The sequence below is a fragment of the Rhizobium sp. BR 315 genome (assembly GCF_050577975.1).
GTDB classification, from domain to species: Bacteria; Pseudomonadota; Alphaproteobacteria; order Rhizobiales; family Rhizobiaceae; genus Rhizobium; species Rhizobium miluonense.
The window spans coordinates 92,715-119,197 of the sequence record NZ_JARWKZ010000009.1; the positions used below are offsets into that span (position 1 = coordinate 92,715).

At 60.2% G+C, this 26,483-nt stretch carries 23 protein-coding genes; 9 read left to right on the top strand and 14 right to left on the bottom strand.

Annotated features, from left to right (window positions below):
- Positions 1 to 38: 38 nt before the first annotated feature.
- The gene (locus tag QD409_RS12370; protein ID WP_430762839.1) at positions 39 to 4,829 is read right to left on the bottom strand and encodes an NAD-glutamate dehydrogenase; all 4,791 of its coding nucleotides are present in this window, start codon (positions 4,827 to 4,829) and stop codon (positions 39 to 41) included.
- Between the two features lie 294 nt (positions 4,830 to 5,123).
- Here QD409_RS12370 and pdxY point away from each other — a divergent pair, with 294 nt between their 5' ends.
- Together pdxY and QD409_RS12380 are read left to right on the top strand one after the other, a co-directional pair.
- A complete protein-coding gene (pdxY, locus tag QD409_RS12375; RefSeq protein ID WP_092846444.1) occupies positions 5,124 to 5,999 on the top strand; it encodes a pyridoxal kinase PdxY in 876 nt (291 codons plus the stop codon).
- A 72-nt stretch (positions 6,000 to 6,071) separates the two neighbouring features.
- Positions 6,072 to 6,713 (top strand): carbonic anhydrase, encoded by a 642-nt coding sequence (locus tag QD409_RS12380; protein ID WP_092846442.1) that lies wholly within the window; start codon positions 6,072 to 6,074, stop codon positions 6,711 to 6,713.
- Positions 6,714 to 6,816: 103 nt separating this feature from the next.
- Here QD409_RS12380 and QD409_RS12385 read toward each other — a convergent pair whose 3' ends face one another.
- The 10 genes from QD409_RS12385 to QD409_RS12430 all read right to left on the bottom strand — a co-directional run bounded on the left by QD409_RS12385 (position 6,817) and on the right by QD409_RS12430 (position 15,842).
- Positions 6,817 to 7,638 (bottom strand): lytic murein transglycosylase, encoded by an 822-nt coding sequence (locus QD409_RS12385; protein WP_430762840.1) that lies wholly within the window; start codon positions 7,636 to 7,638, stop codon positions 6,817 to 6,819.
- Between the two features lie 288 nt (positions 7,639 to 7,926).
- Positions 7,927 to 8,961 (bottom strand): aspartate-semialdehyde dehydrogenase, encoded by a 1,035-nt coding sequence (locus QD409_RS12390; protein WP_430762841.1) that lies wholly within the window; start codon positions 8,959 to 8,961, stop codon positions 7,927 to 7,929.
- A gap of 377 nt (positions 8,962 to 9,338) precedes the next feature.
- A complete protein-coding gene (locus tag QD409_RS12395; protein ID WP_092846436.1) occupies positions 9,339 to 9,848 on the bottom strand; it encodes a Dps family protein in 510 nt (169 codons plus the stop codon).
- A gap of 298 nt (positions 9,849 to 10,146) precedes the next feature.
- Positions 10,147 to 10,896 carry an SDR family NAD(P)-dependent oxidoreductase gene (locus tag QD409_RS12400; protein WP_430762842.1) on the bottom strand — a complete coding sequence of 250 codons (750 nt, stop codon included), beginning with the start codon at positions 10,894 to 10,896 and terminating at the stop codon, positions 10,147 to 10,149.
- Positions 10,897 to 11,055: 159 nt separating this feature from the next.
- A complete protein-coding gene (locus tag QD409_RS12405; protein WP_430762843.1) occupies positions 11,056 to 11,457 on the bottom strand; it encodes a winged helix-turn-helix domain-containing protein in 402 nt (133 codons plus the stop codon).
- Positions 11,458 to 11,546: 89 nt separating this feature from the next.
- Positions 11,547 to 12,290 (bottom strand): lipid A 1-phosphatase LpxE, encoded by a 744-nt coding sequence (gene lpxE, locus QD409_RS12410; RefSeq protein WP_430762844.1) that lies wholly within the window; start codon positions 12,288 to 12,290, stop codon positions 11,547 to 11,549.
- 203 nt (positions 12,291 to 12,493) lie between these two features.
- Complete coding sequence (leuB, locus tag QD409_RS12415; RefSeq protein WP_430762845.1) at positions 12,494 to 13,606, bottom strand: 3-isopropylmalate dehydrogenase; 1,113 nt, start codon at positions 13,604 to 13,606, stop codon at positions 12,494 to 12,496.
- Positions 13,607 to 13,792: 186 nt separating this feature from the next.
- Complete coding sequence (locus QD409_RS12420) at positions 13,793 to 14,611, bottom strand: sugar phosphate isomerase/epimerase family protein (protein WP_430762846.1); 819 nt, start codon at positions 14,609 to 14,611, stop codon at positions 13,793 to 13,795.
- A 188-nt stretch (positions 14,612 to 14,799) separates the two neighbouring features.
- The gene (leuD, locus tag QD409_RS12425; protein ID WP_430762847.1) at positions 14,800 to 15,408 is read right to left on the bottom strand and encodes a 3-isopropylmalate dehydratase small subunit; all 609 of its coding nucleotides are present in this window, start codon (positions 15,406 to 15,408) and stop codon (positions 14,800 to 14,802) included.
- 197 nt (positions 15,409 to 15,605) lie between these two features.
- Positions 15,606 to 15,842: a hypothetical protein gene (locus tag QD409_RS12430; RefSeq protein ID WP_004127322.1), complete on the bottom strand. Its 237-nt coding sequence runs from the start codon at positions 15,840 to 15,842 to the stop codon at positions 15,606 to 15,608.
- Positions 15,843 to 15,953: 111 nt separating this feature from the next.
- Here QD409_RS12430 and QD409_RS12435 point away from each other — a divergent pair, with 111 nt between their 5' ends.
- Together QD409_RS12435 and QD409_RS12440 are read left to right on the top strand one after the other, a co-directional pair.
- Positions 15,954 to 16,883 (top strand): HpcH/HpaI aldolase/citrate lyase family protein, encoded by a 930-nt coding sequence (locus tag QD409_RS12435; protein WP_430762848.1) that lies wholly within the window; start codon positions 15,954 to 15,956, stop codon positions 16,881 to 16,883.
- Between the two features lie 24 nt (positions 16,884 to 16,907).
- The gene (locus QD409_RS12440; RefSeq protein ID WP_430762849.1) at positions 16,908 to 17,114 is read left to right on the top strand and encodes a DUF1737 domain-containing protein; all 207 of its coding nucleotides are present in this window, start codon (positions 16,908 to 16,910) and stop codon (positions 17,112 to 17,114) included.
- Positions 17,115 to 17,181: 67 nt separating this feature from the next.
- Here QD409_RS12440 and QD409_RS12445 read toward each other — a convergent pair whose 3' ends face one another.
- Positions 17,182 to 17,619 (bottom strand): metallopeptidase family protein, encoded by a 438-nt coding sequence (locus tag QD409_RS12445; protein ID WP_004127318.1) that lies wholly within the window; start codon positions 17,617 to 17,619, stop codon positions 17,182 to 17,184.
- Positions 17,620 to 17,782: 163 nt separating this feature from the next.
- Here QD409_RS12445 and QD409_RS12450 point away from each other — a divergent pair, with 163 nt between their 5' ends.
- The 5 genes from QD409_RS12450 (at position 17,783) to bfr (ending at position 24,584) form a co-directional block, all read left to right on the top strand.
- A complete protein-coding gene (locus QD409_RS12450; protein ID WP_430762850.1) occupies positions 17,783 to 18,748 on the top strand; it encodes an ImuA family protein in 966 nt (321 codons plus the stop codon).
- A gap of 40 nt (positions 18,749 to 18,788) precedes the next feature.
- Complete coding sequence (locus QD409_RS12455; protein WP_430762898.1) at positions 18,789 to 20,216, top strand: Y-family DNA polymerase; 1,428 nt, start codon at positions 18,789 to 18,791, stop codon at positions 20,214 to 20,216.
- Positions 20,213 to 23,680: an error-prone DNA polymerase gene (locus QD409_RS12460; RefSeq protein ID WP_430762851.1), complete on the top strand. Its 3,468-nt coding sequence runs from the start codon at positions 20,213 to 20,215 to the stop codon at positions 23,678 to 23,680. The genes QD409_RS12455 and QD409_RS12460 overlap by 4 nt, the downstream gene beginning before the upstream one ends.
- Before the next feature lie 141 nt (positions 23,681 to 23,821).
- A complete protein-coding gene (locus tag QD409_RS12465) occupies positions 23,822 to 24,133 on the top strand; it encodes a (2Fe-2S)-binding protein (protein WP_430762852.1) in 312 nt (103 codons plus the stop codon).
- Complete coding sequence (gene bfr, locus QD409_RS12470; protein WP_034511054.1) at positions 24,099 to 24,584, top strand: bacterioferritin; 486 nt, start codon at positions 24,099 to 24,101, stop codon at positions 24,582 to 24,584. Before QD409_RS12465 ends, bfr begins: the two co-directional genes overlap by 35 nt.
- 46 nt (positions 24,585 to 24,630) lie before the next feature.
- Here the strand turns inward: bfr and QD409_RS12475 are convergent, their stop codons facing one another.
- A complete protein-coding gene (locus QD409_RS12475; protein WP_430762853.1) occupies positions 24,631 to 25,170 on the bottom strand; it encodes an RNA pyrophosphohydrolase in 540 nt (179 codons plus the stop codon).
- Positions 25,171 to 25,186: 16 nt separating this feature from the next.
- Positions 25,187 to 26,371: a divergent polysaccharide deacetylase family protein gene (locus QD409_RS12480; protein ID WP_430762854.1), complete on the bottom strand. Its 1,185-nt coding sequence runs from the start codon at positions 26,369 to 26,371 to the stop codon at positions 25,187 to 25,189.
- Positions 26,372 to 26,483 lie beyond the last annotated feature (112 nt).

A 26,483-nucleotide genomic window follows, 5' to 3' on the forward strand; every position in this document is an offset into this window, starting at 1 on the left:
CAATCCCTTACCCGTTTGCCGGGTCGGGGCGGACTGTGTCACCTTGCCCGGCCGTTCGCAAGATCGCTAAGCAGGCCGGCGGCAACGGTAATGCGAGCGAGGTTCGGATCGCCGCTTTCGCTGAGGCCGCCGAGCTCTTCGGCGATACGATTGATGCGGATACGGTCTTCCGCATGCCATGCCTGAACCGGCTGCTTGTCCTTCGGATGGTTGGACAAGGCGGAGATGACGATATCGCGGCGCGCGCCGGCGATCTGATCGAGGCTGCGCGCCAAAGCGAGGCTTTCATAGTGGTCGCCGGTGACGATCCTGCTGCCGGCAAGCAGCAGGCGGCCGACGCGGAAGGTCTGCGAGACGGTGAAGTAGCTTTCGGCCGCCCGGTGCAGCGTATCGCCGGTGCGCTCGGCGATCTGCATGATCTCAGGCACGAGGACGAGCGCGTAGATCGTGGCAATCTCCGAAGCCAGCTTTTCCGGCAGGCCGGCGGCCAGATAGTCCGCCTCACGCGTGGCGATCTCGGCTGCGAAATCTGCCGGGATCTGGCTGAGGAAGACGGGTCGCAGCTTCTTCAAGGCTGCCCGAAGCCGGCTAACCGTCTCTTCGATGTCGCCCTTGGCAGCGCCGGTCTTGAGCAGCAGACGGGTCAGCACCGTATAGACCTCTGTGATCTCGCCGTAGACGCGGTTTTGCATCTGACCGCCGACCTTGCCATCCAGCGCATCGGTCTCGTTCCAGAGCCGGTCGAGATCGAAGCCGTCGCGGGCAACCACAGCTGCCTTAACCACCTCGGCAGCCGACGCCGCCGTTGCATCCATCATGCTGACTGCAAAGCCCGGACCGCCTCTATTGATCGCCTCGTTGGCGAGCGCCGTTGCGATGATCTCGCGGCGCAGGCGGTGAGTGTCGATATCGGCGGCATTTGAGCGCTGCATCTTGGCCGGGAAATACCGGCTGAGGGTTGCCGCGAAGTAGGGATCGTCGGGCAGGGCGCTTGCGACCAGCGCGTCGAAGAGGACGATCTTGGCATAGGAGAGCAGCACGCCGATTTCCGGGCGCGTCAGCGGCCGGCCGTTGGCATAACGTTCGGCGAAGGTCTGATCGTCGGGCAGGGTTTCGACTTTGCGGTTGAGCTGTTTTGCCGCTTCGAGCACGCTCATGAAGCGGCTGAGTTCCAGGCCGTTGCCGGTGCCCTTGCGCTCCGTCAGCGAGATCGCCAGGGATTGCAGGTAGTTGTTGCGCAATACGAGTATCGCCACTTCGTCGGTCATGGAGGCGAGCAGCGTGTCGCGCTTGGCACGTGTCAGCCGGTCGTCGAACATGGCAGATGCCAGCGCGATCTTGATGTTGACCTCGACGTCAGACGTGTTGACGCCGGCGGAGTTGTCGATGGCGTCCGAGTTGCAGCGTCCGCCCTTGAGGCCATAGGCAATGCGGCCCTTCTGGGTGACGCCGAGATTGGCGCCCTCGCCGATCACCTTGGCGCGGACTTCCTCGGCCGTGATGCGGATCGGATCGTTGGCGCGATCGCCGACTTCCGAATCCGTTTCGGCCGGCGCCTTGACGTAGGTGCCGATGCCGCCGAACCACAAGAGGTCCACCGGCGCCCTGAGGATCGCCGTCATGATTTCGAAAGGCGTTGCGACCGACTTGTCGATGCCTATGGCGGCAACCGCCTCCGGCGTCAGCGTCACCGACTTCGCCGAGCGGGAAATGATCATGGCGCCCTTCGAGAGGATCGACTTGTCGAAATCCTGCCAGCTCGAGCGCGGCAGGTTGAAGAGGCGCTGCCGTTCGGCCAGCGTCTTTTCCATGCGAGGATCGGGATCGATGAAGATGTCGCGGTGATCGAAGGCGGCGAGCAGGCGGATCTTTGGCGAGAGCAGCATGCCGTTGCCGAAGACGTCGCCGGACATGTCGCCGACGCCGACGACGTTGAAGGGCGTCGTCTGGATATCGATGTCCATCTCGCGGAAATGCCGCTTCACGGTTTCCCAGGCGCCGCGGGCGGTGATGCCCATCTTCTTGTGGTCGTAGCCGGCCGAGCCGCCCGATGCGAAGGCGTCGTCCAGCCAGAAGCCGGCTTCTTGCGCCAGCGCATTGGCGGTGTCTGAGAAGGTAGCCGTGCCCTTGTCGGCGGCGACGACGAAATAGGGATCGTTGCCGTCGAGCCGCACGGTGTCGGCCGGCGGAATGATATCGGCGCCGGAGATATTGTCGGTGATCGACAGCAGCGTGCGGATATAGGTCTTGTAGGCCTCGCGGCCGGCATTGAAGACTTCGTCACGGCTGCCGCCGACCGGAAGCTTCTTCGGATAGAAGCCGCCCTTGGCGCCCACCGGCACGATAACGGCATTCTTGACCTGCTGCGCCTTCACCAGGCCGAGCACTTCGGTGCGATAATCCTCGGCACGGTCGGACCAGCGCAGGCCGCCGCGCGCCACCTTGCCGAAGCGCAGGTGCACGCCTTCGACCTCGACGCCGTAGACGAAGATTTCGCGGAAAGGCCGCGGCTCGGGCAGGCCATCCAGAAGCTTCGGATCGAGCTTGAAGGCGAGCATCGCCCTCGGCGTGCCGTCGGCATTCCTCTGGAAATAGTTGGTGCGCAGCGTTGCGTCGATGGCGTTGACATAGCGGCGCAGGATGCGGTCGTCGTCGAGGCTCGGAACGTCGGCAAGCTCGGTTTCGATGGCTGCATGCAGCTCGGCAAGCTTTTTCGTGCGGTTCTTGTCGTTAAGCTTCGGATCGAGCGTGTCGTGGAACAGCCGGAAGAGCGATCCTGCGACGTGCGGATATTTGTCTAGCGTCGAGGAGATATAGTCCTGCGAATAGGCAATGCCTGCCTGCCGGAGATAGCGGGAATAGGCGCGCAATACGTTCGTTTCGCGGGCGGAGAGATCGGCAGAGACGATCAGCCGGTTGAAGGCGTCGTTGTCGATGGTGCCGCCGAAAGCAGCGAGGAACGCTTCTTCCAGTGCGGCGCCGTGGCGGGCAAGATCGATCGTCAGGCCGTTGCGGGCCTCGAGTTCCATGTCGTGAAGCACGACATGACCGGTCGAGCCGCCCTTGGCGGTGACGTAGATGTCGAAGGTGCGCTCGCTGATGACGTTGAAGCCGAGATTTTCCAGGAGCGGCACGCGGCGCGACAGCGCAAGGTTGCCGTCCCCATGGAAGATCTTCAGCGAAAGAATGTCGCCTGTCTCGTCCTTGCGGATATAGAAGCCGATGCGGATCGGCTCGACGCCGGCAGTTGCGGTGATGTCAGGCAGATCAGCAAAGGCGTCTTCCGGCGAAAAGGCTTCCTGGAAGGCCTGGCTGACGGAGATGCTCGGCGCCTTCGGGCCTGCCAGCGTGACGAAACGCTCGTCCCAGCGGGCGGTGATGGCGCGGATCGCCTCTTCGAGCTTAGCCTGTGGAACATGCGGCGTCTTGCCGGCGCTGCGGCCGATGATGAAGTGCACGCGCGCTACGCTCGCTTCCGGGAAAGCCGGATAATAGGCGGAGACGCGGCCGTCATAGACTGACTTCAGGTAGTTGCCGATCTTCTCGCGGACGACGGAATCATATTCCTCGCGCGGGACATAGACGATTACCGAAACGAAGCGGTCGAATTGGTCGATGCGCGGCAATGCCCGCACGCGCGGCCGGTCGGTCAGATCGTTGATCTGTTCGGCAAAGCTTGCCAGCAAGGTCGTATCGATCTGGAAGAGGTCGTCGCGGGGATAGGATTCCAGCGTATTTTCGAGCATGCGGCCCGAGTGGCTTGTGGGATCGAAGCCGAAATGATCCTTGACCTTCTGCACCTTCGAGCGCAGCAGCGGCACTTCGGCGGCAGCGCTGGTATAGGCCGTGGAGGTGAAGAGACCGACGATGCGCAGCTCGCCCGTCACATTGCCATCGGCGTCGAAGCGCTTGACGCCGACATAATCCATATAGGCGCGGCGGTGAACGATCGATTTGACGTTGGCCTTGGTAACGATCAGGAAATCCGGTCCATCGAGGAAGGCGAGGATTTCCGGCGTCGTGGTGACGGCGTCCTGGCCCTGCCTGAGAACGCGGACATCCGGATTGGAGAGGATACCGAGGCCGGCGCCGCGATCGCGCTCGACCTTGGCGTTTGCGCCCTTGCCGGAATAGACATATTCGCGCATGCCGAGGAAGGTGAAATTGCCGTCCCGTAGCCAAGCAAGGAAGGCGAGCGCCTCGTCGCGATCGTTCTTGCGGCGGCCGGCTGCTTCATAGGTGGAAAGCTCGGAAATGACGGTGTCCAGGCGCGACAGCATCGGCTTCCAGTCGGAAACGGCGAGATGCGTCTGATCGAGCACGGTCTGCACCCGCTTGGTCAGGTCCGCTGCCTGCGCCGCCGTCAAAGGCGAGAGATGTAGCTGGATATGGCTGACGCGATGGGCAGGGTCGCTCGGGCGCTCGGCGGAATAGAGGCTCGGCTGCTTGCCGCCCTCGATGACCAGGATCGGATGCACGGCCATATAGAGGTCGCGGTAGCTGCTGGTCACCTCTCCCATGACCGATTCGTAGAGGAAGGGCATATTGTGGTCGGTGATCGACAGGATCGATACGGCAACGCCATCGGGCTCTATATTGGCAACCTGATCGATGCTGACGCGCGGAGCGGTGCCATTCCAGGCTGCCAGCTCCTTGGCCGCGTGCGTTGCAGCAAGGGCCAGCATTTCAGGGCTGTAAAGCTCCATATCGTCGTTGCTGGCCCGGCCGAACAGGATTTCGGGATCGAGGTGCGCCTCGCCCGTCGTTGCGGCTATTTTTCGTGCCGCTTCGATCTGTTTTTCCCGTTTCGGATTGCTTTTGGGCGCCATGGAATTCCTCCCGATTTTCGAATTCTGACCACATTAGCAGAAGGTTTAGCGAAAAAACTGGCAAAAAGAATGCGAATTCGGTTGCTTTTGGACTGATTTTGGCTCGTTTTTTTAAAAATCTTGCCAGAATGCTCGATCTCAGCACAAAGCAGATATCGTTGGGGTGAAATTGGCGGAATCACTTCGTCAACAGAGGGTTTCATGACTCTGTGAAGTGCCGTTGACAGAGTGCCGCCAAAGGGATCATCAACGGCATCGTTGCAGTTTGAAGCCCTGAACTTGAAAGCAAGCATCATGTCGCAAGTGTCGGCCGGCGCCGTTATCGTCATCTCCAGCCATGTCGTCAGAGGTTCCGTAGGCAATCGCGCCGCCGTCTTCGCGCTGGAAACGCTCGGCCATCCCGTGTGGGCCCTGCCGACCATCGTTCTGCCATGGCATCCCGGCCACGGCCGTTCGACGCGGCTGACCTTCAACGAGGCGGATTTCGATCACGCAATCGACGATCTCATTGCGGCGCCCTGGCTTTCCGAGGTCAAAGCGGTGCTCTCCGGATACTTTGGTAATGCCGCGCAGGCGCGTTCCGTTGCCCGGCTGGTGGCGGCATTGCGGGAAAAGAACCCCGATCTGCTTTATGCCTGCGATCCTGTCATCGGCGATGCCGGCGGGCTCTATGTGCCCGAGGCGACTGCCGAAGCGATCCGCGACCATCTTATCCCGCTGGCTTCGCTGGCGACGCCGAACCGCTATGAGCTTGCCTGGCTTGCCGGCGCGCCGCTCGAGGACAACAACGCTATTATGGAGGCGGCACTCGCGCTTGGGCCGTCGCGCATGCTGGTGACCTCGGCGGTGCCGATGATGGCCGGCGGCATCGGAAACCTCTATCTCAGTGGCCGGAGCGCGCTGCTTGCCGAGCATCGCAGCATAGAGGGTGCGCCGAACGGGCTCGGCGATCTGCTCTGTGCCTTGTTCCTCTCACGCCTGCTTTCCGGCATGGATGAGGAACGGGCGCTGCAGCTGACGACGGCCAGCGTCTATGAAGTGCTGGCGCGCGCCGTCAAACGCGGCAGCAACGAGCTGACACTCGCCGTCGATTCCGCGAGCCTGTCGACGCCGATGGCGATGGTGCAGCTGCGGCACCTCGTTCATCCGGCGCAACGGCGGAAAAAATAGCGGCCCGCAGGGGGTAACGCTTTTTGCAGCGCAGCAGTTGCCATCGGTCCCGGTGCGCTGTAATTCAATATCATGCAAAGCTTTCCCGACACCCTTCTGAACGGTTATCGCAGCTTCATGAGCGGGCGTTACGTCGATGAGCGCGAACGCTATCGCACTCTGGCGGAGATCGGCCAGAACCCGTCGACACTTGTGATTGCCTGTTGTGACTCCCGTTCGGCGCCGGAGATCATCTTCGATGCCGGCCCGGGCGAGCTCTTCGTCATCCGCAACGTCGCAAACATGGTGCCGCCCTATGAGCCGGACGGCAATTTCCATTCGACCTCGTCGGCGCTTGAATTCGCGGTTCTGTCGCTCAAGGTCTCCGACATCGTTGTCATGGGCCACGGCCGCTGTGGCGGTATTCGTGCTGCACTCGATCCCGATGCCGAGCCGCTGTCGCCGGGCGACTTCATCGGCCGGTGGATGGCCCTGCTGAAGCCGGCGGCCGAACAGATCCAGAGTAACGACATCATGACGCAGACCGAACGTCAGACGGCACTGGAGCGTATTTCGATCCGCAACTCGCTGGACAATCTCCGCAGTTTCCCGGAGATCAAGGCGCGCGAGGAAGAGGGCAAACTGCGCCTGCATGGCGCATGGTTCGATATTTCGACCGGCGAGCTCTGGATCATGGACCCCGATACCCGCGATTTCATCCGTCCGGACGTATAAGTCCACCTGGACGTCCTGCGGCTAGAATATCGATCAAAAAAGAAAAGGCGCTGCGGACCATCCGGTCGTAGCGCCTTTTTTTGATTCATGCGCCAGCTGAGGCTTACCTGCCGTCGATCTGCTGACCGATATAGGCGATGGCCTGCTGATAGACCCGTGCGTCGTTCCAGCCGGCAATGGCGACGAAATTCGGCTCGCCGGGCTGATAGCCGGCGCCGGGCTGCCAGCCATGGCCGCGCAGGAAGTTGGCAGTCGAGGCGAGTGCATCCGCACGCGAGCCGACAAGATCGACCCTGCCGTCGCCATCTTCGTCGATGCCGAAGGCCACGACGTTTTTGGGCATGAACTGCGTCTGGCCGATTTCGCCATGGGCCGCACCGCGTGCAGACGTGCTGAGATAGCCTTCGCCGACGAGCTTCAGGGCGGCATAGAGCTGCTCGGTGAAGAATGCGGAACGGCGGCAGTCATAGGCAAGGGTCGAAACGGCCGAAAGCGTGTGCTGGTCGCCCATGTAGCTGCCGAAGCCGGTTTCCATGCCCCAGATGGCGATGATCGGGCCTGCGGGAACCCCGAAGCGTTTCTCGATCTTGGCAAACAATGCCGCGTTCGCCTGCTTCATATTGCGGCCGCGACTGATGATCGTCTGGCCGCCGCGCTTCTTCATGAATTCCTCGAAGGAAAGCTTGAAGCTCTTCTGGCCGCGGTCGGCGCGAATGGTGGGCTGGTTGTAATGAACGTTTGCGAAGGCCTTGTCGAGGACGGAGGAACTGACGCCCTGTCCCTGCGCTTCGCGCTTGAATTCCTGCACCCAATTCTCGAAACCTGCGGAAGTGTTGCCGCAGGATGCAGCGTTTGCCGTAATCGGCATGGCGAGCAGCAGCCCGCCCGCGACGAGAGCCGCCATTCCAGACTTTGTGATCCGCATTCAGTGTCCCCGAATTCTTACCGCGATGCGAACGCGGTAACCGTTTTTGGAAGGCGCATAAACCCGCCAATCACCAGGCTTATGCGCGGTCTAGTCGTCACTGGACCATGCCAGCATCCGACCATCATGTCATTATCACATTTTAGCGGTCAGTATTTTCGCTTCACGTAAAACATAACCGCCAAATATATTTGCAAAAGCCTCGCCTTTCATCCGAAATGGCGAGGCTTTCGTTCAATCCTGCTTAGCTAGCGAAGATTTATAAACCGTAAATTGGTTTACGAAATCTTATGCAGCCTGCTTGCGCGGCTTGATCAGGCCGCGATTGATAAGCAATTCGGCGATCTGGATGGCATTGAGGGCGGCACCCTTGCGCAGGTTGTCGGAGACGACCCAGATATTGAGGCCGTTTTCGACGGTCGCGTCTTCGCGGATACGCGAAATATAGGTCGCGTCCTCGCCGGCGGATTCGTAAGGCGTGATGTAGCCGCCGTTTTCGCGCTTGTCGATGACGAGGCAGCCCGGTGCTTCGCGTAGGATGTCACGGGCCTGGTCTGCGGTGATCTCGTTTTCGAACTCGATGTTGACCGATTCGGAATGGCCGATAAACACGGGTACGCGAACGGCCGTGCAGGTGACCTTGATCTTCGGGTCGAGCATCTTCTTGGTTTCGGCCAGTACCTTCCACTCTTCCTTGGTGTAGCCGTCTTCCATGAAGCTATCGATATGTGGAATGACGTTGAAGGCGATGCGCTTGGTGAACTTCTTCGCCTCGATCGGGTCGGCGACGAAGACGGCGCGGGTCTGGTTGAACAGCTCGTCCATGCCGTCCTTGCCGGCACCGGAAACGGACTGGTAGGTCGAGACGACGACGCGCTTGATCTTGGCGAAATCATGCAGCGGCTTCAGCGCCACGACGAGCTGCGCAGTCGAGCAATTCGGGTTGGCGATGATGTTGCGCTTGGTGAACTGCGTGACGGCATCCGGGTTCACTTCCGGCACGATCAGCGGCACGTCGGCGTCGTAGCGCCAGGCGGAGGAGTTGTCGATGACGACGCAGCCCTGGGCGCCGATCTTCGGCGAGAACTTCTTCGAGACCTCGCCACCGGCCGACATCAGGCAGATGTCGGTGTCGGAGAAGTCGTAGTTCTCCAGGTTGGAAACCTTCAGCGTCCGGTCGCCGAAGGAAACTTCGGTTCCCTGCGAGCGGGCGGATGCGAGCGCCACGACCTCATCGGCCGGAAAACCGCGTTCAGCCAGGATGTTGAGCATTTCGCGGCCGACATTCCCGGTCGCGCCCGCTACTGCAACTTTGAAACCCATTTCTCAAGCTCTCTTTCTCTTCTCTCCTCTTGGGCGAAGGGGGGGAACCGCAGCCATTACGACCGGTTCCTGTCCCCAGCCGAGCCGGGGAGAGAGCGGCAGGCCAGAGACGTCAGACGGTTTTCGTCGTCGTTTTGGCCATGGTTTTGGAAGAAACCGGAAAATAGACATCCTGCCCGGCATATTCCGCCGGGTGACTGTGGCTATCGATCTGTTCGAAGCGAAGCATGGAAGTCTTCCTTTTCCGTCGCCGGTTCTAAGAGGTTTTCCACAGGAGTCAAGGATTTCCTCGCTCGCATCGCTGCGGGAGCGAGGAAATCGGGGGCGTTGAAACGTGCCTTCAACCTATCGTGTTCGAAGGCCCTCCGTTTCGAGTGTCAGCGGTTGGACTTGCGCGTGATTTCGAACAGGAACCAGGTGCGGCGTTCGGTCTCGTCCAGCCAGTTTTCGAGGAGGCTGGCGGTGGCGACATCGCCATATTCGTCGCAGACGCCGTGAACAGCGCGCATTTCGGCCGAAAGCTTGAGATTGTCATCCGCCAGTTCGGCGAGCATGTCCTGCGGGTCGACATATTCCGCGTCGTTGTCCGGGATGCGTTGCAGCTTGGCGATCTGGCCGATCGAGCGCAGCGTGTTTCCGCCGATCTTTCGGGCGCGCTCGGCCATGGGATCGGTCATCGCGAAAATCTGATCGCCTTGTTCGTCCAGAAGCAGGTGATAATCGCGGAAATGCGGTCCGCTCATATGCCAGTGAAAATTCTTGGTCTTCAGATAGAGGGCAAAGACATCGGCCAGCAGCGCGCTCAGAGCTGCGGAAATATCGCGGGTCGCTTCCTCGCTGAGATTGGTGCGAGTGCCTAATTTCGACTTGGTATTGGCGCTATTCATAAAGACGTCCTCCGTTTGTTTTTCACGACAGCGATCGCCGGCGGATCTTAGGAGCGCTCGATGACATTCGCTGCTGCGTTGGATCGCATTGAAGACAGGATCTGTTTCGAAATTTCGCGGACGAGATGTCGCTTCGCGGCACGATCGACTGCGATGCCATGCGGAAAACCCGGACATCCACACTAAATAGGAAAATGAGGCGGTTTGGCAATTGTTCGCTAATGTATAGGCGCAGTGTGCGGCTATGCCGCGCCGGTCAAGCCGCCCTTCTGACGAAGGGCGGCTCTGCGTTGGGTGATTATTTCAGGCCACCACCGACATAGATGGTTTCACCGGTCACCCAGGCGGCGTCCTGCGAAGCCAGGAAGACAGCCACCGGGGCGATATCGGTCGGCTGGCCAAGGCGGCCGAGCGGCGTCTGCGAGACGAGATGCTTCTCAAAGTCGCTGCCGATGACGCCTGCCGCAACGACGCCTTCAGTCTCGACGCCGCCCGGCGCGAGATTATTGATCCGGATATTTTTCGGACCGAGCTCCTTGGCGAGGATCTGGGTGATGGAGTTTACGGCAGCCTTGGTTGCCGTATAGACCGATGCGGTCGGCAGGTTCATGCTGACGGCGTTTGAGCCGATGTTGATGATATTGCCGCCTTCTGGGCCGAAATATTTGACGGCTTCCCGCGTGGTCAGCAGTGTGCCCAGCACGTTGATATTGAATTCACGATGGAATTCTTCCTCGGTGAACTCCTCGATCGGCGCGAATTGGTAGACGCCGGCATTGTTGACCAGGATATCGACGCGGCCGAAGGCCTGCTTGGTTTCGGCGAAAAGCCGTTTGACGTCTTCGGATTTGGAAACGTCGCCGTGGACGGCGAGCGCCTTACCGCCCTTGGCCGTGATCGCGGCCACCACCTTGTCGGCGCCTTCGCGGCTCGAGGCATAGTTGACGACGACGGCTGCGCCCGCCTCGCCCATTGCCTTGGCGATGCCAGCACCGATGCCCTTGGATGCTCCGGTCACGATTGCGACCTTGCCTGTCAGCTTGCTCATGTGACTTTCCTTTGGAAAATGTTAGACGGTTTTATAATCATCAAACCATTTGGCGCATGCGACCCGAAAACCGTTTCGCATCGTCACTTTGATATTTAGATAATCATCTAATTGATACAAGAGCGGCAACAGAAAATGCTGATGGCATGGACGAAATCGTCAGATCTTGGAAAGCTCCGCCATATAGGCGTTCAGCGTATCGCGGCGCAGCATGAGGTTTGCGAACTTGCCCTCACGCTGGATCTCGATGAGCCCGGCGTTTTCGAGCTCCTTGATATGATGGGACATCGTCGCGGCGCTGACGGTGTGGCACTCGTTCAGGGTGCTGCAGGGCATGGGTTCGGTTCGTGCGCCGATCTCCTTCAAGATCTGCACGCGTCGCGGCTCGGCAAGCGCCCGGGAGATCAATCCCATCTGCCTTTCGCTCAAACGTATCGGCCCGGCATCCATGATTTTCATCGCAGTGGAAACGAAATCGGGTTGACCGCTTTCGCGATCACGCCATTGCCAGATATATGAAGGCAGAACGGCCTTGGCAACCTTTGCGGTCTGGCCATGCATTGTTGTGCTCAAAGGCGGACGCGTACGAGTATGCCCTCGCCTTACCGGCTGCACACGGCGACTTAGCTGCACATGGTCTAATCAGAGCGTCATTTGCTCTTCAGCAGCCGCCATTTCGTTACAGGCCAGCCAGCGGGGTCGATGCGAAAGAGCAGGCCGTAACGGGAATAGACGATCGCCGTCATGAAGGAAAACCAGCCGCCGAGCGCCAGGCCGGCTATGACGTCGCTCGGATAATGGGCGCCGACCATGACGCGCGTGATCGCCAGCCACAGAGCGCAGGCAGCGAAGATGTAACGGTAGCGCGGGAAGATAAAGGCAAGCGCCACGAAAAGGGCGCCGATTGTGGTCGCGTGGCCAGACGGAAAGCTCTCGAAGCTGGCGCGGCCGTTGAAGGGCGAGAAGCCGAAGGGGCCCCAATCGGCAAAATGCGTTGGGCGGGCGCGGCCGATGGCACGCTTGAGCACATTGGCGAGAAGGCCGGAAAGCACGATCGTTGTCAGCAGGTAAGCACCGATCTGGCAGATGCGCGTTGCCTGGCAGCGACAACGCGGCGAGCGCAGCAGACGGCTACCGGCCCAACCTTCGATGAACAGGAAGGCGCTGACGATGATGATCCAGCCGGAATCGCCGAAATCGGTCAGCATTCCGCCGAAAAAGCGAATAGAGGGCGAGAGGCTCTTCAGGGCTGCGCCGACGGGCCGATCGAACAGGAGAGCAGAGAGCAGCACAATATTGGCTGTCAGAAATAGGCAGGTCTTCCAATGGCATGATGCAAGCGCAGCATCGCTTCGCCGCCAACGCCTATCGAGAGACGCCAAAATCTCCTGCATACCCACCGCCTGATATTTCATATCCAATCAAAGATGACGCCTAACAGCGACTTGTTACAACTCTTCTAAAGAATTGTGACGCCGAGGCAGGTGATTGATCAAGGCGCGTGCAAGCCTGGCTGCAGCAGCAAAAAGCCCCGCTCTTCGGTGAAGAACGGGGCTTGTGTTTCACGTGAAATATAGCAGGCGATTTATGCCGAAGATTATGCCGACAGAGCCTTGAATTCGGCGAGGATGGCATCGCCCATTTCGGCGGTGCCAACCTGGCGGCTGCCAGCCGACATGATGTCGCCGGTGCGGATGCCGCTGTCGAGCACGTTGGCGATCGCCTTTTCCAGCGCATCGGCTTCGGACACCAGGCCGAAGGAGTAGCGCAGGCACATGGCGAAGGAAGCGATCATGGCGATCGGGTTGGCAATGCCCTTGCCGGCGATGTCCGGTGCGGAACCGTGCACGGGCTCGTAGAGTGCCTTGCGCTTGCCGGTCTTGGCGTCAGGTGCGCCGAGCGAAGCGGACGGCAGCATGCCGAGCGAACCGGTCAGCATGGCGGCGACGTCGGACAGCATGTCGCCGAACAGGTTGTCGGTGACGATAACATCGAACTGCTTCGGCTGGCGCACGAGCTGCATGCCGCCGGCATCGGCGAGCATGTGCTCAAGCTGTACGTCGGCATATTTTTCCTTATGCGTCGCGGTGACGACCTGGTTCCAGAGCACGCCCGACTTCATGACGTTGCGCTTTTCCATCGAGCAGACGCGGTTGTTGCGGGTGCGCGCCAGTTCGAAGGCAACGCCGGCGATGCGTTCGATCTCGTAGGTATCGTAGATCTGGGTGTCGATGCCGCGCTTCTGGCCGTTGCCGAGATCGATGATCTCTTTCGGCTCGCCAAAATAGACGCCGCCGGTGAGTTCGCGCACGATGAGGATATCGAGGCCTTCGACCAGTTCCGGCTTCAGCGAGGAGGCCGATGCCAGCGCCGGGTAGCAGATGGCTGGGCGCAGGTTGGCAAACAGCTGGAGATCCTTGCGCAGGCGCAGCAGGCCGGCTTCCGGGCGCACTTCGTAAGGCACCGCATCCCACTTCGGACCGCCGACAGCGCCGAAGAGCACGGCGTCGGCCGCCATTGCCTTTGCCATATCGGCATCGGAGATCGCCGCGCCATGCGCGTCATAGGCGCTGCCGCCGACAAGGCCTTCGTCCGTGACGAAGCCGGCATTCTTCGTCTCGTTCATGTAGGCGATGATCTTGCGAACTTCGCCCATAGCTTCGGGACCGATGCCGTCACCCGGCAGGAGGAAGAGATTGCGCACTGTCATGGGAAAGCCTCCGCGAAAGAAAAAGTTGCGGGGTTTTTAGACCTGCAAATGCGGCTTTTCAAGCGAGGAAGGGGCCGAAACGGTACGGTTTTCGGGCTTTTGCGCCTAACCATCCGCCCTCGTGGTTCGAGGCTACGCCCTTCGGGCTTCGCACCACGAGGGCGGATGGCTTGCGTTGCTTTATCCTTACTCGGCCAGGCCGAGCGAAGCGAGATAGGCAGCCGATGCCGGGATCTTCGACTTGTCCTTGATCTCGATGATCAAACGCGGATTGCTGTCGAGCTTGGCAAGGGCGGCAAAGACGGCGCGCCAGTGGATATTGCCTTCGCCAAGGCTCCAGTGGCGGTCGGCATAGCCATCCGCGTCCTGCAGGTGGATATGCTGCAGGCGGTTGCCGGCGGCGTGGACATAGTAGTCGACCGGCGGAGCGCCGGTGTAGCCATGAGCGTAATGAGCATGGCCGGTGTCGATCGACACGGCTACGGCGGGCGAGTTGAAGCTATTTGCAAGACCGACGCGGATATGAGGATCCTTGTCTTCGATATTCTCGATGACCATGGTCAGGCCGATGTCTTCGGCGCGCTTGACGGCCTCTTTCAGCGTCAGGTGCGTATATTCGATGATCTTTTCGCGCTCGCCCTTGTTGTTGTCGAGATTGTTGTAGGACCACGACGTATAGGGGCTATGGATGACCATCTGCGTGGCGCCGATATTGGCGCAGACGTCGAGCGCCTGCTGCAGGCGCTTGGAGACGACGGCGCGGATGTCCGAATCCTGCGAGGCGATGATGAAGCCCCAGAACGGGCCATGGATGCCGAGGCGACCCTGATGGCCGTCGAGCAGCTTGCGGGCGCGCTCGGCAAGCGGCTGCCAATCACCGTTCAGGACGTCGGCTTCGACGAAGCTCTGCAGTTCGAGGTCTCGCGGCTTTTCGAGCAGCCAGTTGCGATGGGTTTCGAGGTCGTCAAGCGTCATGGCGGCGCCGACAATGGGAAGCGAGGTCATGGAGAGGCTCCATTGCGTGGAGAAGAATAGGGGTGGGATGGGCCCGAAGGGCCTCGGCAGGCCTATATGGACCCCCTTCTTGTCGAACATATTACAGCGAGTGGAAAGGCGCGGCCTTTTCAGATGCCTGAAACAAAAAGCCGGGCTGCAAGGCCCGGCTTCGAAACGCAAAATAATGATGAAACCGATCAGGCAGCCCAGGGGCGCGATGCGGCGTTTGTCTTTTCGAAATCGTTGATCGCGGAAGATTTTTCCAGCGTCAGGCCGATATCGTCGAGGCCGTTCAGCAGGCAGTGGCGCTTGAACTCGTCGAGTTCGAACTTCAGCGAGCCGCCGTCTGGGCCGGTGATTTCGAGGTTTTCCAGATCGACGGTCAGGATGGCGTTGGAGCCGCGCGAGGCGTCGTCCATCAGCTTGTCGAGATCTTCCTGGCTGACCTTGATCGGCAGGATGCCGTTCTTGAAGCAGTTGTTGTAGAAGATGTCGGCGAAGCTGGTCGAAATGACGCAGCGAATGCCGAAGTCGAGAAGTGCCCAGGGCGCATGCTCACGCGAGGAGCCGCAGCCGAAATTGTCGCCGGCGACGAGGATCTTGGCGTTCTGATAGGCGGGCTTGTTCAGCACGAAATCCGGGTTCGGCGAACCATCTTCGTTGTAACGGGCTTCTGCGAAGAGCCCCTTGCCGAGGCCGGTGCGCTTGATGGTCTTCAGATAATCCTTCGGGATGATCATGTCGGTATCGACATTGACGACCGGGAGGGGTGCCGCGACACCGGTCAACTTCACGAACTTGTCCATGGGGTCCTGCCTTCATTCTCGTCTAAGCACGAATTATCCTGCCAATAGAGCAAATCCGGCCCGAAATGAAGGAGAATCTTGGATGTGCTCTAAAACGCGGCGCTTTGGTCGCCCTTGCCAATCAGGACGAGGCCTGAATCTCGGGCAAACGGGTTTGGCAGCCGGCATAGCAGGCCACCCCTATCCTGTGTTCGACCTTAGAGATCGATGATCGTGCCGCGACCGTCGTTCCAGATGCGCATTTCGCGCTGGCTGTTCGTCTTCGCCTTGGCGCGCACCGGCGCAGGCTTCATGCGCAGCGAAATCGCACGGGCTACCATGAGCACGGTCAGGATACCGCCGACGGCAAGCGTGAGCGAAACGGTAAACAGCGCCATGGCTGCAAACACAGTAACACCGGCAAGCGCGATAAACAGGGAACGGATATTCTGCATGGTCGAGACCTCTCTACTTCCAGCAATGTGGTCCTCTTCCTTCTCATCTGCAAGAGGAGCGTGGCTTTTTGTTGACTTGCTTGTCGATTAAAAGCGCGGCAAAACGGCACTATGAGCGAATTTTCTCCTTCCCGCCCCGCCCGCCTGCGCCGTTCGGTCTTGAGCGTTCCCGCCATCAACCGCCGGGCGCTCGAAAAGCTTTCGAGCCTCGATTGTGACGCCGTCATCTTCGATCTCGAAGATTCCGTATCGCCGGAGAAGAAGGCCGAGGCGCGGGAGAATTTGCGCGCCTTTTTCGCCGCGTCCGCACTTCCCGGCAAGGAGCGGATCATCCGCATCAATGCGCTTTCCTCCAATTTCGGCGCTGACGATCTGGAGCTGGTCGTGGAGCTGGAACCGGATGCGGTGCTGCTGCCGAAAGTAGACGAGCCGCAGGACGTGACTGGTGTCAGCGACCGGCTCGCGGAAGCCGATGCGCCGGAGGGCCTGCGCATCTGGGCGATGATCGAGACGCCGCGCGGCATCCTGAATGCAGCTGCGATCGCCGAGGCCGGGCGCACGGCGGGCAGCCGGCTCGATTGCTTCGTCGTCGGCCTCAACGACCTCAGAAAGGAAACGGGTGTTCTGCCCCAACCCGGCCGCACCTATGTCGTGCCCTGGCTGATGCAGGTGGTGCTGGCGGTCAGCGCCTATGGGCTCGAGGCTATCGACAGCGTCTTCAACGACTTCAAGAATGCCGAAGAATTTGAAGCCGAATGCGGCCAGGGCCGCATCATGGGATTTGCTGGCAAGATGCTGATCCATCCGAACCAGATCGAGGCGGCCAACCGGCACTTTGGTCCCGATGAAGCTGCCATTGCCGAGGCCGAAGCCATCATCGCCGCCTTTGCCAAACCGGGCGCCGAAACTCTCAATGTCGTGAACCTCGGCGGGCGGATGGTGGAGCGGCTGCACCTTGTCCAGGCCGAGAGACTCGTCCATAAAGTTCGCCTGATCGAGCAGCATTCTGATGCGGCTGCAACGCCTCGCACCGACGTCTGACTGAAAAACAAGAAAGATGTTCTGATGAAACTCTACCGCTTCCTCACCGGCCCTGACGACGCATCCTTCTGCCACAAGGTGAGTGCGGCGCTGAACAAGGGCTGGGAGCTGTCGGGCTCGCCGACCTATGCCTTCAATGCTGCGACCGGCCAGATGCAGTGCGGCCAGGCCGTCATCAAGGAAGTGGCGGGTAGGGATTACGATCCGGAGATGAAGCTTTCCGAGCAATAAGCCGGAGGTAATTGCTTTATCGAAGGTCTGATGCCTTTCCCTGACCGTCTTGCGGTCAGGGCCGATATCACCGATCCGTCGCTTCTTCGGCGCTCGCCTCGATGCGCTCAATGTCCTCGTCGCTCAGGCCAAAATGGTGACCGATCTCGTGGATCAGGACATGGGTGATGATATCGCCGAGGGTTTCCTCGTTCTCAGCCCAATAATCGATGATCGGCCGGCGGTAGAGGCGGATCTTGTTCGGCATATCCCCGGTCTGGGCGGTGAAACGCTCCGAGATGCCGCGGCCTTCGAAGAGGCCGAGCAGGTCGAAGGGGGTTTCCAGCGCCATATCCTCGAACACTTCGTCATCGGGAAAATCCTCGATGAGAATGATGAGGTTGCCGGTGAGCGAGCGGAATTCGTCCGGCAGGTGGCTGTAAGCCTCCATGGCCAGAGATTCGAATGTGCTGATTGAGGGCGCGTGGCGGTCCCGCCAATCCTCGCTCTGGTCAATGCGAGCCATGAATGCTTCCTTCCTTGGCTGGTCATATAGAGACTTTGCGCAGCTTTTACGAGAGCGGATTCAAGCGAAGGAATATTTTCTTATGAAATGGTGTTGACTCTTTCACCAAGCTCTGGAATCCATAAGAACATAACAGGAACATTATCGATCTGGAGTGAACGTCATGGCCGAGGCTGCCGTGGCGCGGGAAACGCTTTTTGCCCTGCGTGAAACCATTGCCCGACTGGAAGGCAGGCCGATCCCGGCACTGGCCGCGGCAGCGCATGAAGCGCTGGCGGACAAGCCGGCCACGAGGTCGGCAGGTCTTGCGAAGCCCCTGCCCGAGCAGCCGCTTCTTGCGGTCGGAGTCGACGATCTCGATGCCGCGATGCAGGGCGGCGTGGCGCTCGATGCGCTGACGGAAATCCGCTCGCTCGGCCTGCGCGATGCCGGGTCGGCCAGCGGCTTTACCCTTGCGCTAGCCGCGCGGCTGCATGCACAGGCGTCAGGCACAGACGCGGCCATCTCTCCGATCCTGTGGATCGGCGATACGGTCGCCACAATGGAGGCGGGCCTGCCCTACGCCATCGGTCTTCAGGATTTCGGACTGGCGCCGTCGGCCTTCCTGCAGGCCTCGCCGCGCAAGCTGGAGGAAGCACTCTGGCTGGCGGAGGCAGCGCTTAGCAGTGCGGCCTTTGCGGTTGTCATTCTGGAAGTGCGTGGCAATCCGGCTCGTTTCGGCCTGACCGAAAGCCGGCGGCTGGCGTTAAGGGCCAAGGCGGCAGGACGGCCCTTGTTTCTGTTGCGACAGGGAGGCGAGGAGGAGGCGAGTAGCGCTCTCTTCCGCTTTTCCGTCGAACCCGCGCCGGCGCAGGCGCGGCCCCTGCCGGATGGATCGGTGCTTGGCGGCAGCATCGGTCACCCGGCCTTTCGTCTGACCTTGGAAAAGAGCCGCAAACCGGCGCCTCTTTCCATAACCCTGGAGTGGAATGCCCATGACCGCCGCTTTGCCCCTGTCTCCGACATTCAATGCCCTGCCTTTCCCGGCGAACCCGCAGCGCATTCTGGCGCTGACCTTCCCGCATCTGCCGACCGACCGCATCGCCCGCAAGCGCTGGGGCCTGTCCTGGCGTTCGACAGGCAGGCTTGAAACGCCGCCGCTCGTCTGCGCCGGCAAGCTCAACAACGCCATGCGGCTGACCGCGCTCAACGAGCGGGCGGAGATGATCGGCCTGAAGCCGGGCCAGGGCGTGGCCGAGGCCAAGGCGATCTGCCCTATCCTTGATATCGTCGAGGAGGATCTGGCAGCGGATCGCAAGCTTTTGGAAGCGATCGCCGACTGGTGCGACCGCTATACGCCGTTGGTGGCGATCGACGGCAAGGACGGCCTGTTTCTCGATATTACCGGCTGCGCCCATCTCTTCGGCGGCGAAGAGGCGCTGCTCGAAGACGTCTTGATCCGGATTTCCCGGTTGGGGCTCGATGTGCGCGGCGCCATTTCCTCCGCGCCGGGCCTGTCTTGGGCCGTAGCCCGCTTTGACGACTGCCGTGTCGTTCCTCCGGAGGCCATGGAGGAGGCCTTGGCGCCGTTGCCTGTGGCGTCCTTGAGGCTCGGCGAGGAGACCGTTGCGGCCTTGCAGAAGATGGGCTTGAAGCAGACGGGCGATCTTCTGGCCGCGCCGCGTGCGCCGCTTGCCCGTCGTTTCGGCACGCAGCTGATATTGCGGCTCGATCAGGCCGTTGGTCTCGTCGAGGAGCCGATCTCGCCGCGTCGGCCAGTCGCGCAATTGTCGGCCGAGCGCCGACTTGTCGAGCCGGTGCAAGCGGAAGCCGATCTTCTGGAGCTCGCCCGGCAGCTCGCCGAAACCCTGAAGCCGGGGCTGGAGGCACGCGGTGTCGGCGGCCGTTCCTTCGAGCTTCTGCTCTTCAGAGTGGATGGCGAGGTCTTCCGCATTGCCGCCGGCGCATCGCAGCCGCTGCGGGAGCCAAGGCGGATCGCCAGCCTGTTCACGGAGCGCTTCACCGCCATTCATGACGATCTCGATGTCGGCTATGGTTTCGAGATCGTCCGTCTCAATGTACTGCGGCATGCGGCCTTCGATGCAACGCAAGGCGATTTCGTCGGGGAAGGCCGGCAGGACAGCTCGCTTGCCGCCTTTGTCGATCGGGTGGCCGCACGACTGGGGCCGGATTGCCTGCAGGGGTTCGAACTGCGGCAGAGCCATATTCCTGAGCGGGCCTCCCGGCCGGTGCCGGCCATGCATGTTCTTGCCGCTCATAGACGGACGGGCAGCGATCATGCCGGCCACGGCTTTTTCCGCGGCGAGCGGCCGTTGCGGCTATTTCGTATGCCGGAGCTGATCGAAACCGTCGCTGCCGAGGTGCCCGACGGTCCTCCCCGGCAGTTCCGCTGGCGGCGGGTCATGCATCGCGTGCAGCGGGCCGAGGGGCCGGAACGGCTTTCGGCGGAATGGTGGGTCGAGGAAAAGGAAGAGCCTGCCCGCGATTATTTCCAGATCGAGGATGAAGAGGGCCATCGTTTCTGGCTGTTCCGCAAGGGTCTCTACGGCCGAGGCGGAACGGGACCGGATTGGTATATGCACGGGGTCTTCGCATGAACGCGCGCCCGAGTTTTCACGAACCTCCCCCTTTCTTCGAGATCGGGGTGAGAACGAATTTCTCCTTTCTCGAAGGCGCCTCGCATCCGGAAGAGATCGTGGCGCAAGCCGCTATCCTGAAACTGTCCGGGTTTGGAATTGCCGATCGCAATTCGGTTGCCGGCGTGGTCAAGGCGCATGCGCATACCAAAGTTCTCTCGGAAAAATACAAAGAGGCCGCTAAGAAGAATCTGGAGCTTCGAGCTACGGGCAAGCCGGAAAAACCGCTCCTAAAGCCGGTCCCTTTCCAGCCCGGTGCTCGGTTGGTGTTTTCGGACGGCACGCCGGATATTCTTGCCTATCCGGAGAACCGCACAGGCTGGGCGCATCTCTGCCGGCTGTTGAGTGCCGGCAATCTGAGCGGCGAAAAAGGTGTCTGCGTTCTCAAGGAAAGCGACCTTGAGAAATGGGGCGACGAGATAATGCTGGCGCTCATTCCAGATGCTGACAGCATCGCGACGCCGGAGGGGCAGGCAAAGCTTGAGGAGTGCCTGAAGCGGCTATGGATGCGCTTTGGCCGAAAGTTCCATATGGTCCTGTCGCCTGCCTATGACGGGCGGGATCGGATGGTCTTTGCCACGCTTTCCATTCTGGCGCAGCGCAATGGCGTGCGGCTGATCGCCAGCAATCAGCCGCTCTATCATGCGACCGAACGCAAGCCGCTTGCCGATATCGTCGTTTCGATCCGCGAGCATGTGCCGATCGCTGAGGCCGGCTTCAAGCTGGCGGCCAATGCCGAACGCTATATGAAGGACGCTGCCGAGATGGCGCGTCTCTTTAAGGATTATCCGAAGGCGATCGCCAATACGCAGAAGTTTTTTAGCCGGCTTTCTTTCTCACTGGATGAGTTGAAGCACAATTATCCCGACGAAAGCACCGATGGCGAAACCGTTTCGGAAACGCTGGAGAGGCTGACATGGGAGGGCGCGAAATGGCGTTATTCCGGGGAGGTTCCCGAAAAGGTCTCAAAGCAGATCGAGCATGAGCTCAAGCTCATCCGCGAGCGGCAATATGAGCCCTATTTCCTGACGGTGCATCGGATCATGGAGTTTGCCCGCAGTGAGAATATCCTGTGTCAGGGGCGTGGATCAGCTGCCAATTCGACGGTCTGCTACTGCCTCAGGATTACTGAGGTCAATCCGGAGATTACGATGCTTCTGTTCGAGCGTTTCATCTCGACAGAGCGGGAGGAGCCACCGGATATTGACGTCGATTTCGAGCATGAGAGACGCGAAGAGGTCATTCAGTTCATCTACAGGCATTACAAAATGGAGCGTGCCGGGCTGACGGCAGCCGTCACCAGCTATCGGGCACGTTCAGCCGGACGCGAGGTGGCCAAGGCTTTTGGTCTTTCGGAGGATGTGCAGTCCGCCCTTGCGAGCGGTGTCTGGGGCTGGTCAACGGAGGAATTGTCCGATCGCGAGGCAAAGCTTGCGGGCCTTAATCTCGCCGACAAGACGACACAAAACGTGCTTTCCTATGCTTCGACGCTGATGGGATTTCCGCGACATCTGACCCAGCATGTTGGCGGCTTCGTCATCACTCGGGATCGGCTGGATGAGGTCGTGCCGATCATGCATACGGCGATGGATGATCGCTATATGATCGAGTGGAACAAGGACGATCTCGACAATCTCAACATATTGAAGATCGACGTTCTGGCGCTCGGCATGCTGACCTGCCTCGCCAAGGCCTTTGACCTGTTGCTTTTGCATTACGATGTGAAGAAGCAGCTCGCCGATCTTGGTAGCGGCGAATATCCCGACCGATTCCCGGTCTATGACATGATCTGCCGTGCCGATACGATCGGCGTTTTCCAGATCGAAAGTCGGGCGCAGATGAGCATGTTGCCGCGTCTCCGGCCCCGCAGATTCTACGATCTGGTGATCGAAGTGGCGATCGTCCGGCCCGGTCCTATCCAGGGCAATATGGTGCATCCCTATCTCAAGCGGCGTGAAGCCGAGCGGGCGGGAAAGGAGTTGGATTATCCGAGCGACGAGTTAAAGGAGGTGCTGAAGCGAACGTTGGGCGTTCCCCTGTTTCAGGAACAGGCCATGCAGATCGCCATTACGGCGGCCGGATTCACGCCTGCGGAGGCGGACAAGCTGCGACGGGCCATGGCGACCTTTAAGCGCACCGGGACCATCCACACCTTCGAAGAGAAGATGGTCGAAGGCATGACCGCGAAGGGGTACGACCGTGAGTTCGCCAAGAACTGCTTCGAGCAGATCAAGGGCTTCGGCGAATATGGCTTTCCCGAAAGCCATGCGGCTTCCTTTGCTCTTCTCGTTTACGCCTCTTCCTGGCTCAAAACCTATTATCCCGACGTCTTCTGTGCGGCGATCCTCAATGCCCAGCCGATGGGCTTTTATGCGCCGGCGCAACTGGTGCGCGATGCGCGCGAGCATGGCGTCGAGGTTCGGCCGGTGGATATCAATCGTTCGAGTTGGGATTGCCTGCTGGAGAAGGCGCGTTTCGATCCGGGTGCGATCGAGCGGCGCCACGCGTCGATGCGCGACGATATCAAGACGCAATGTGCAGTCCGTCTCGGCTTCCGGCAGGTTAAAGGCCTGTCGGATAAGGAGATAGAACTGCTTGTCACGCGTCGTGGCGATGGCTATCGATCCGTGCGCGATCTCTGGCTGCGCTCCGGGCTTGCCAAAGCGCAGATCGAGCGTCTGGCGGATGCGGATGCGTTCGGCTCTATCGGGCTTACGCGGCGCGACGCGCTATGGGCGGTGCGGGCACTCGATGCCGGCAGCGCTGGCGAAAAACTTCCCCTCTTCGATCTCAGCGATCATACGGAGCTGCAGGTCGAACCGGCGGTTACGCTGCCTGAAATGCTGCCCGGCGAGCAGGTCATCGAGGATTATCGCTATCTGTCGCTGTCGCTGAAGGCACATCCGGTTTCCTTCCTGCGTGGCGATTTCGCCCGGCAGGGCATCGTGCAGAGCCGGGATCTGTCCAATGTCGTGAGTGGCCGGATGGTGACGATTGCCGGGCTAGTGCTGGTGCGCCAGCGGCCAGGCTCGGCCAATGGGGTGATCTTCATGACCCTGGAGGACGAGACCGGCGTCGCCAACGCGATCGTCTGGCCGAAAAAATTCGAGAAATACCGCGCCATCGTCATGGGGGCGCGATTGGTGAAAATCCGTGGCCGCCTGCAGAGCGAAAGCGGCGTCATCCATGTGGTGGCCGATCATATCGAGGACATGACGCCGGCACTCGGTATTCTCCAGCGCGAGGCAAGGCGTTTCGGTGTCAGCGACCGGGCAGATGAAGCATTACGGCCGACCATGGATCACAGGCAGAAGAAGAAACCGACCTTGCTTTTGCGTGCATCCGGTGCCGAGGCCGAGGCGGAAGGTCGCAGCAATGGCGTGGAAACGGCGAGAGTCATGCCGCGAGGCCGCAATTTTCATTAGGAATCCGTGTTTGATATCTCAGGGGCGGAAAGCCGGCTGCCCCTGGGTGGATCAAAACGAATCGTTTCTTTCTTGACAAAGGGCGTCTTCTTTAGCAGATAACAAGACAGCGGATGTCATGTTTGACGGGCTGAGCGAAGAATGCTGGTTTGCAGTTGTAATTACATCACCGACAAGGAAATCCGGGAGGTCATCACCGAACTCCTCGATCAGGACTGTTGGCAGCTCATCGTTCCGGCAAAAGTCTATCACGCCATGTCGAAGCGCGGTCGCTGCTGCGGCTGCTTCCCGAATGTGGTTGATATTATTATTCAGACAACCGAGGATTATCATGCCCGTCGCCACTCGACGGAAGCAGAAATATTTGATTTCATGTCCCGCCTGAAAAAATTCCATGAAGAAAACAGGAGAGCGGACGTTGAAAGGCGACAAAAAAGTCATCGAGCGGCTTAACGAGGCGCTGTTCCTCGAGCTTGGTGCAGTCAACCAATATTGGGTTCACTACCGGCTCCTCGAGGACTGGGGCTACACCAAGCTTGCCAAGAAGGAGCGTGCGGAATCCATCGAAGAGATGCAGCATGCAGACCGTCTGGTTGCCCGCATCATTTTCCTCGAAGGGCACCCGAACCTGCAGACGCTCGCGCCTCTGCGCATCGGCCAGAATGTCAAGGAAGTATTGGAGGCCGATCTTGCAGGCGAATATGACGCCCGCGCCGCCTACAAGAAATCACGCGATATCTGTCACGATGCCGGCGACTATGTCTCGATGAAGCTGTTCGAAGAGCTGCTGACAGACGAGGAAGGCCATATCGACTTCCTGGAAACCCAGCTTGAACTGCTCGGAAAGATCGGCGAAGCCAAATATGGCCAGCTCAATGCCGATTCTGCGGATTCCGCCGAATAGTGAATTGCCTATCCGGCCGCCCTTTCGACGGCCGGATCCTTCTCGTTCAGTCTTCAGCCTTCAGGCCTGCCAAATGCTGGAATTCGGCGACGACCTGATCATAGACCGATCGCTTGAAGGCGACGATCAGATCCGGAAGCTCAACCATCGGCTTCCATCCCCAGGCATCGAATTCCGGTTCATGACCGCCCGGCGGCGGGTTGATGGCGATTTCGCTTTCGTCGCCGTCGAAGCGGAAGGCGAACCAGCGCTGCGTCTGGCCGCGATATTTTCCTTTGAGGCCAATGCCGATCAGCTGCGGCGGCAGATCGTAGTTGATCCAGTTCCTCGCTTCCGCCAGTAGCGTCACCGTCTTCATCCCGGTTTCCTCATAGAGCTCGCGATAGGCGGCTTTCAGAGGGTCTTCGCCATCGTCTATGCCGCCTTGCGGCATCTGCCAAAGCTGCGGCGAGCCGTCATATTCGGAATTGCCGTCCGGGATACGCCGGCCGGCCCAGACCAGGCCATCCCGGTTCAGGATCATGATGCCGACACAGGGGCGATAGGGCAGGTCTTCGGCTCTTACGGGCGCTTGGGGCGTGCTCATTTGGTTCTCCAAAGAATCAGGGACGTTTCGGGTCATCGGCAAGTGCCGAGACCGCGACGATTTCGATACCGCGCATGGCAGCTTCCTCACTCCATTTGCTGATGGCGTCGACGCTCTCGTCGAAAGCGGAAGCGACGCCGACCGCAGAGCCATTACGACGGGCAATGCGTTCCAGCTCATCGAGCTTCCTCAGGATGGCGTCCTGCTGCAATTCTCCGTCAAGCTGGACGTCGGCAAAGGCGTGCGGCACTTCCAGCGTCTTAGCGAGTGTCCCCGACTTGGATTGCGCCGAAGAGCCGTCGTCGAGGAAAAGCAGGCCGCGCTTGCCGATATCGCGCAACACCGGTTCCATGGCGTTGGCGTTGGCAAGGAACCGACCGCCGAGATAGTTCATAACGCCGGTATAATTGGTGATCTTGCCCATCGCTTTGTGCAGGTTTTCGACATTCCTTGCTGATGACAGCGAGGTCAGCAGCGTGTCCGGTCCCGGATTGTTGCTGGGATAATCGAAAGGCTCGAAGGGGACCTGGATGAGGATTTCGTGGCCGCCGCGCCGCGCATCCTGCATCCAGCGCTGCAAGCTGTTGCCGCTGACGGCAAAGGCGAGCGTGATCTCTTCCGGCAGCTTCTCGATGGCGCGCTGCGTGCCCGTCTGGCTGAGACCGAGACCGCTGACGACGATGGCGACACGGATGCCGCGGGCGCCGGACCACGGCCTGGCATATTGGTCCATCGGCCGCAGGCCGCTCGGCCCGGTGATCGGCAACTTGCCGAAGGGTGAATCCTCCAGCAGGCTGTCGTTCGGCGTTGCCGCCATGCGGGGATCCTGGCCGACCTGATTGGCGTTGATCAAGACCGGGCCATTGCCATCGCGATTGTTGGGGCTGAACATGGTAACGACGGAACCGTCGTCGGTGACGACGCGGGTGGTATTGGCGCCGGACTGCGGATCCACCTGCGTCAGACCCGTATGGCCGGCCGCGGCCGGCTTGGTTTCGGATGGCGGAGCCGGATCTTCCTTCTTGGCCGTTTCGATCGGCTGGGTTTTCTTGAGATCGTCGCGCAGCAGCGCCGAATAAAGAGAAAAGCCGGCAATCGCGATCAGGCAGAGACCGCCGAGAATGCGCCCGAAGGGCGGGAGTCTCCGCTGACGGCCGGGGCCGCGATTCTGTCCCAGCGGTGCATGCAAATCCGTTCCCAAAGTCCGTATCCACCCCAAAAACGGGAATTTGTTCCGGCGCTGAGCATTCCGCTTTCCCGTTGTCACCACAATGGAAAATCGGGCTTCAGGCTCAAAGTATCAAAACATCAAC

Excerpts from the sequence above, each read along its gene's own strand:
- QD409_RS12420 (WP_430762846.1), bottom strand. The coding sequence starts at position 14,611 with ATGACCTCGCTTCCCATTGTCGGCGCCGCCATGACGCTTGACGACCTC.
- pdxY (WP_092846444.1), top strand. The coding sequence starts at position 5,124 with ATGTCGCAAGTGTCGGCCGGCGCCGTTATCGTCATCTCCAGCCATGTC.
- QD409_RS12390 (WP_430762841.1), bottom strand. The coding sequence starts at position 8,961 with ATGGGTTTCAAAGTTGCAGTAGCGGGCGCGACCGGGAATGTCGGCCGC.
- lpxE (WP_430762844.1), bottom strand. The coding sequence starts at position 12,290 with ATGCAGGAGATTTTGGCGTCTCTCGATAGGCGTTGGCGGCGAAGCGAT.
- leuB (WP_430762845.1), bottom strand. The coding sequence starts at position 13,606 with ATGACAGTGCGCAATCTCTTCCTCCTGCCGGGTGACGGCATCGGTCCC.
- QD409_RS12445 (WP_004127318.1), bottom strand. The coding sequence starts at position 17,619 with ATGGCTCGCATTGACCAGAGCGAGGATTGGCGGGACCGCCACGCGCCC.
- QD409_RS12395 (WP_092846436.1), bottom strand. The coding sequence starts at position 9,848 with ATGAATAGCGCCAATACCAAGTCGAAATTAGGCACTCGCACCAATCTC.
- QD409_RS12430 (WP_004127322.1), bottom strand. The coding sequence starts at position 15,842 with ATGCAGAATATCCGTTCCCTGTTTATCGCGCTTGCCGGTGTTACTGTG.
- QD409_RS12370 (WP_430762839.1), bottom strand. The coding sequence starts at position 4,829 with ATGGCGCCCAAAAGCAATCCGAAACGGGAAAAACAGATCGAAGCGGCA.
- QD409_RS12405 (WP_430762843.1), bottom strand. The coding sequence starts at position 11,457 with ATGCATGGCCAGACCGCAAAGGTTGCCAAGGCCGTTCTGCCTTCATAT.
- QD409_RS12440 (WP_430762849.1), top strand. The coding sequence starts at position 16,908 with ATGAAACTCTACCGCTTCCTCACCGGCCCTGACGACGCATCCTTCTGC.
- QD409_RS12435 (WP_430762848.1), top strand. The coding sequence starts at position 15,954 with ATGAGCGAATTTTCTCCTTCCCGCCCCGCCCGCCTGCGCCGTTCGGTC.
- QD409_RS12380 (WP_092846442.1), top strand. The coding sequence starts at position 6,072 with ATGCAAAGCTTTCCCGACACCCTTCTGAACGGTTATCGCAGCTTCATG.
- QD409_RS12450 (WP_430762850.1), top strand. The coding sequence starts at position 17,783 with ATGGCCGAGGCTGCCGTGGCGCGGGAAACGCTTTTTGCCCTGCGTGAA.
- QD409_RS12455 (WP_430762898.1), top strand. The coding sequence starts at position 18,789 with ATGCGGCTGACCGCGCTCAACGAGCGGGCGGAGATGATCGGCCTGAAG.
- QD409_RS12385 (WP_430762840.1), bottom strand. The coding sequence starts at position 7,638 with ATGCGGATCACAAAGTCTGGAATGGCGGCTCTCGTCGCGGGCGGGCTG.
- QD409_RS12460 (WP_430762851.1), top strand. The coding sequence starts at position 20,213 with ATGAACGCGCGCCCGAGTTTTCACGAACCTCCCCCTTTCTTCGAGATC.
- QD409_RS12465 (WP_430762852.1), top strand. The coding sequence starts at position 23,822 with ATGCTGGTTTGCAGTTGTAATTACATCACCGACAAGGAAATCCGGGAG.
- leuD (WP_430762847.1), bottom strand. The coding sequence starts at position 15,408 with ATGGACAAGTTCGTGAAGTTGACCGGTGTCGCGGCACCCCTCCCGGTC.
- QD409_RS12475 (WP_430762853.1), bottom strand. The coding sequence starts at position 25,170 with ATGAGCACGCCCCAAGCGCCCGTAAGAGCCGAAGACCTGCCCTATCGC.
- QD409_RS12400 (WP_430762842.1), bottom strand. The coding sequence starts at position 10,896 with ATGAGCAAGCTGACAGGCAAGGTCGCAATCGTGACCGGAGCATCCAAG.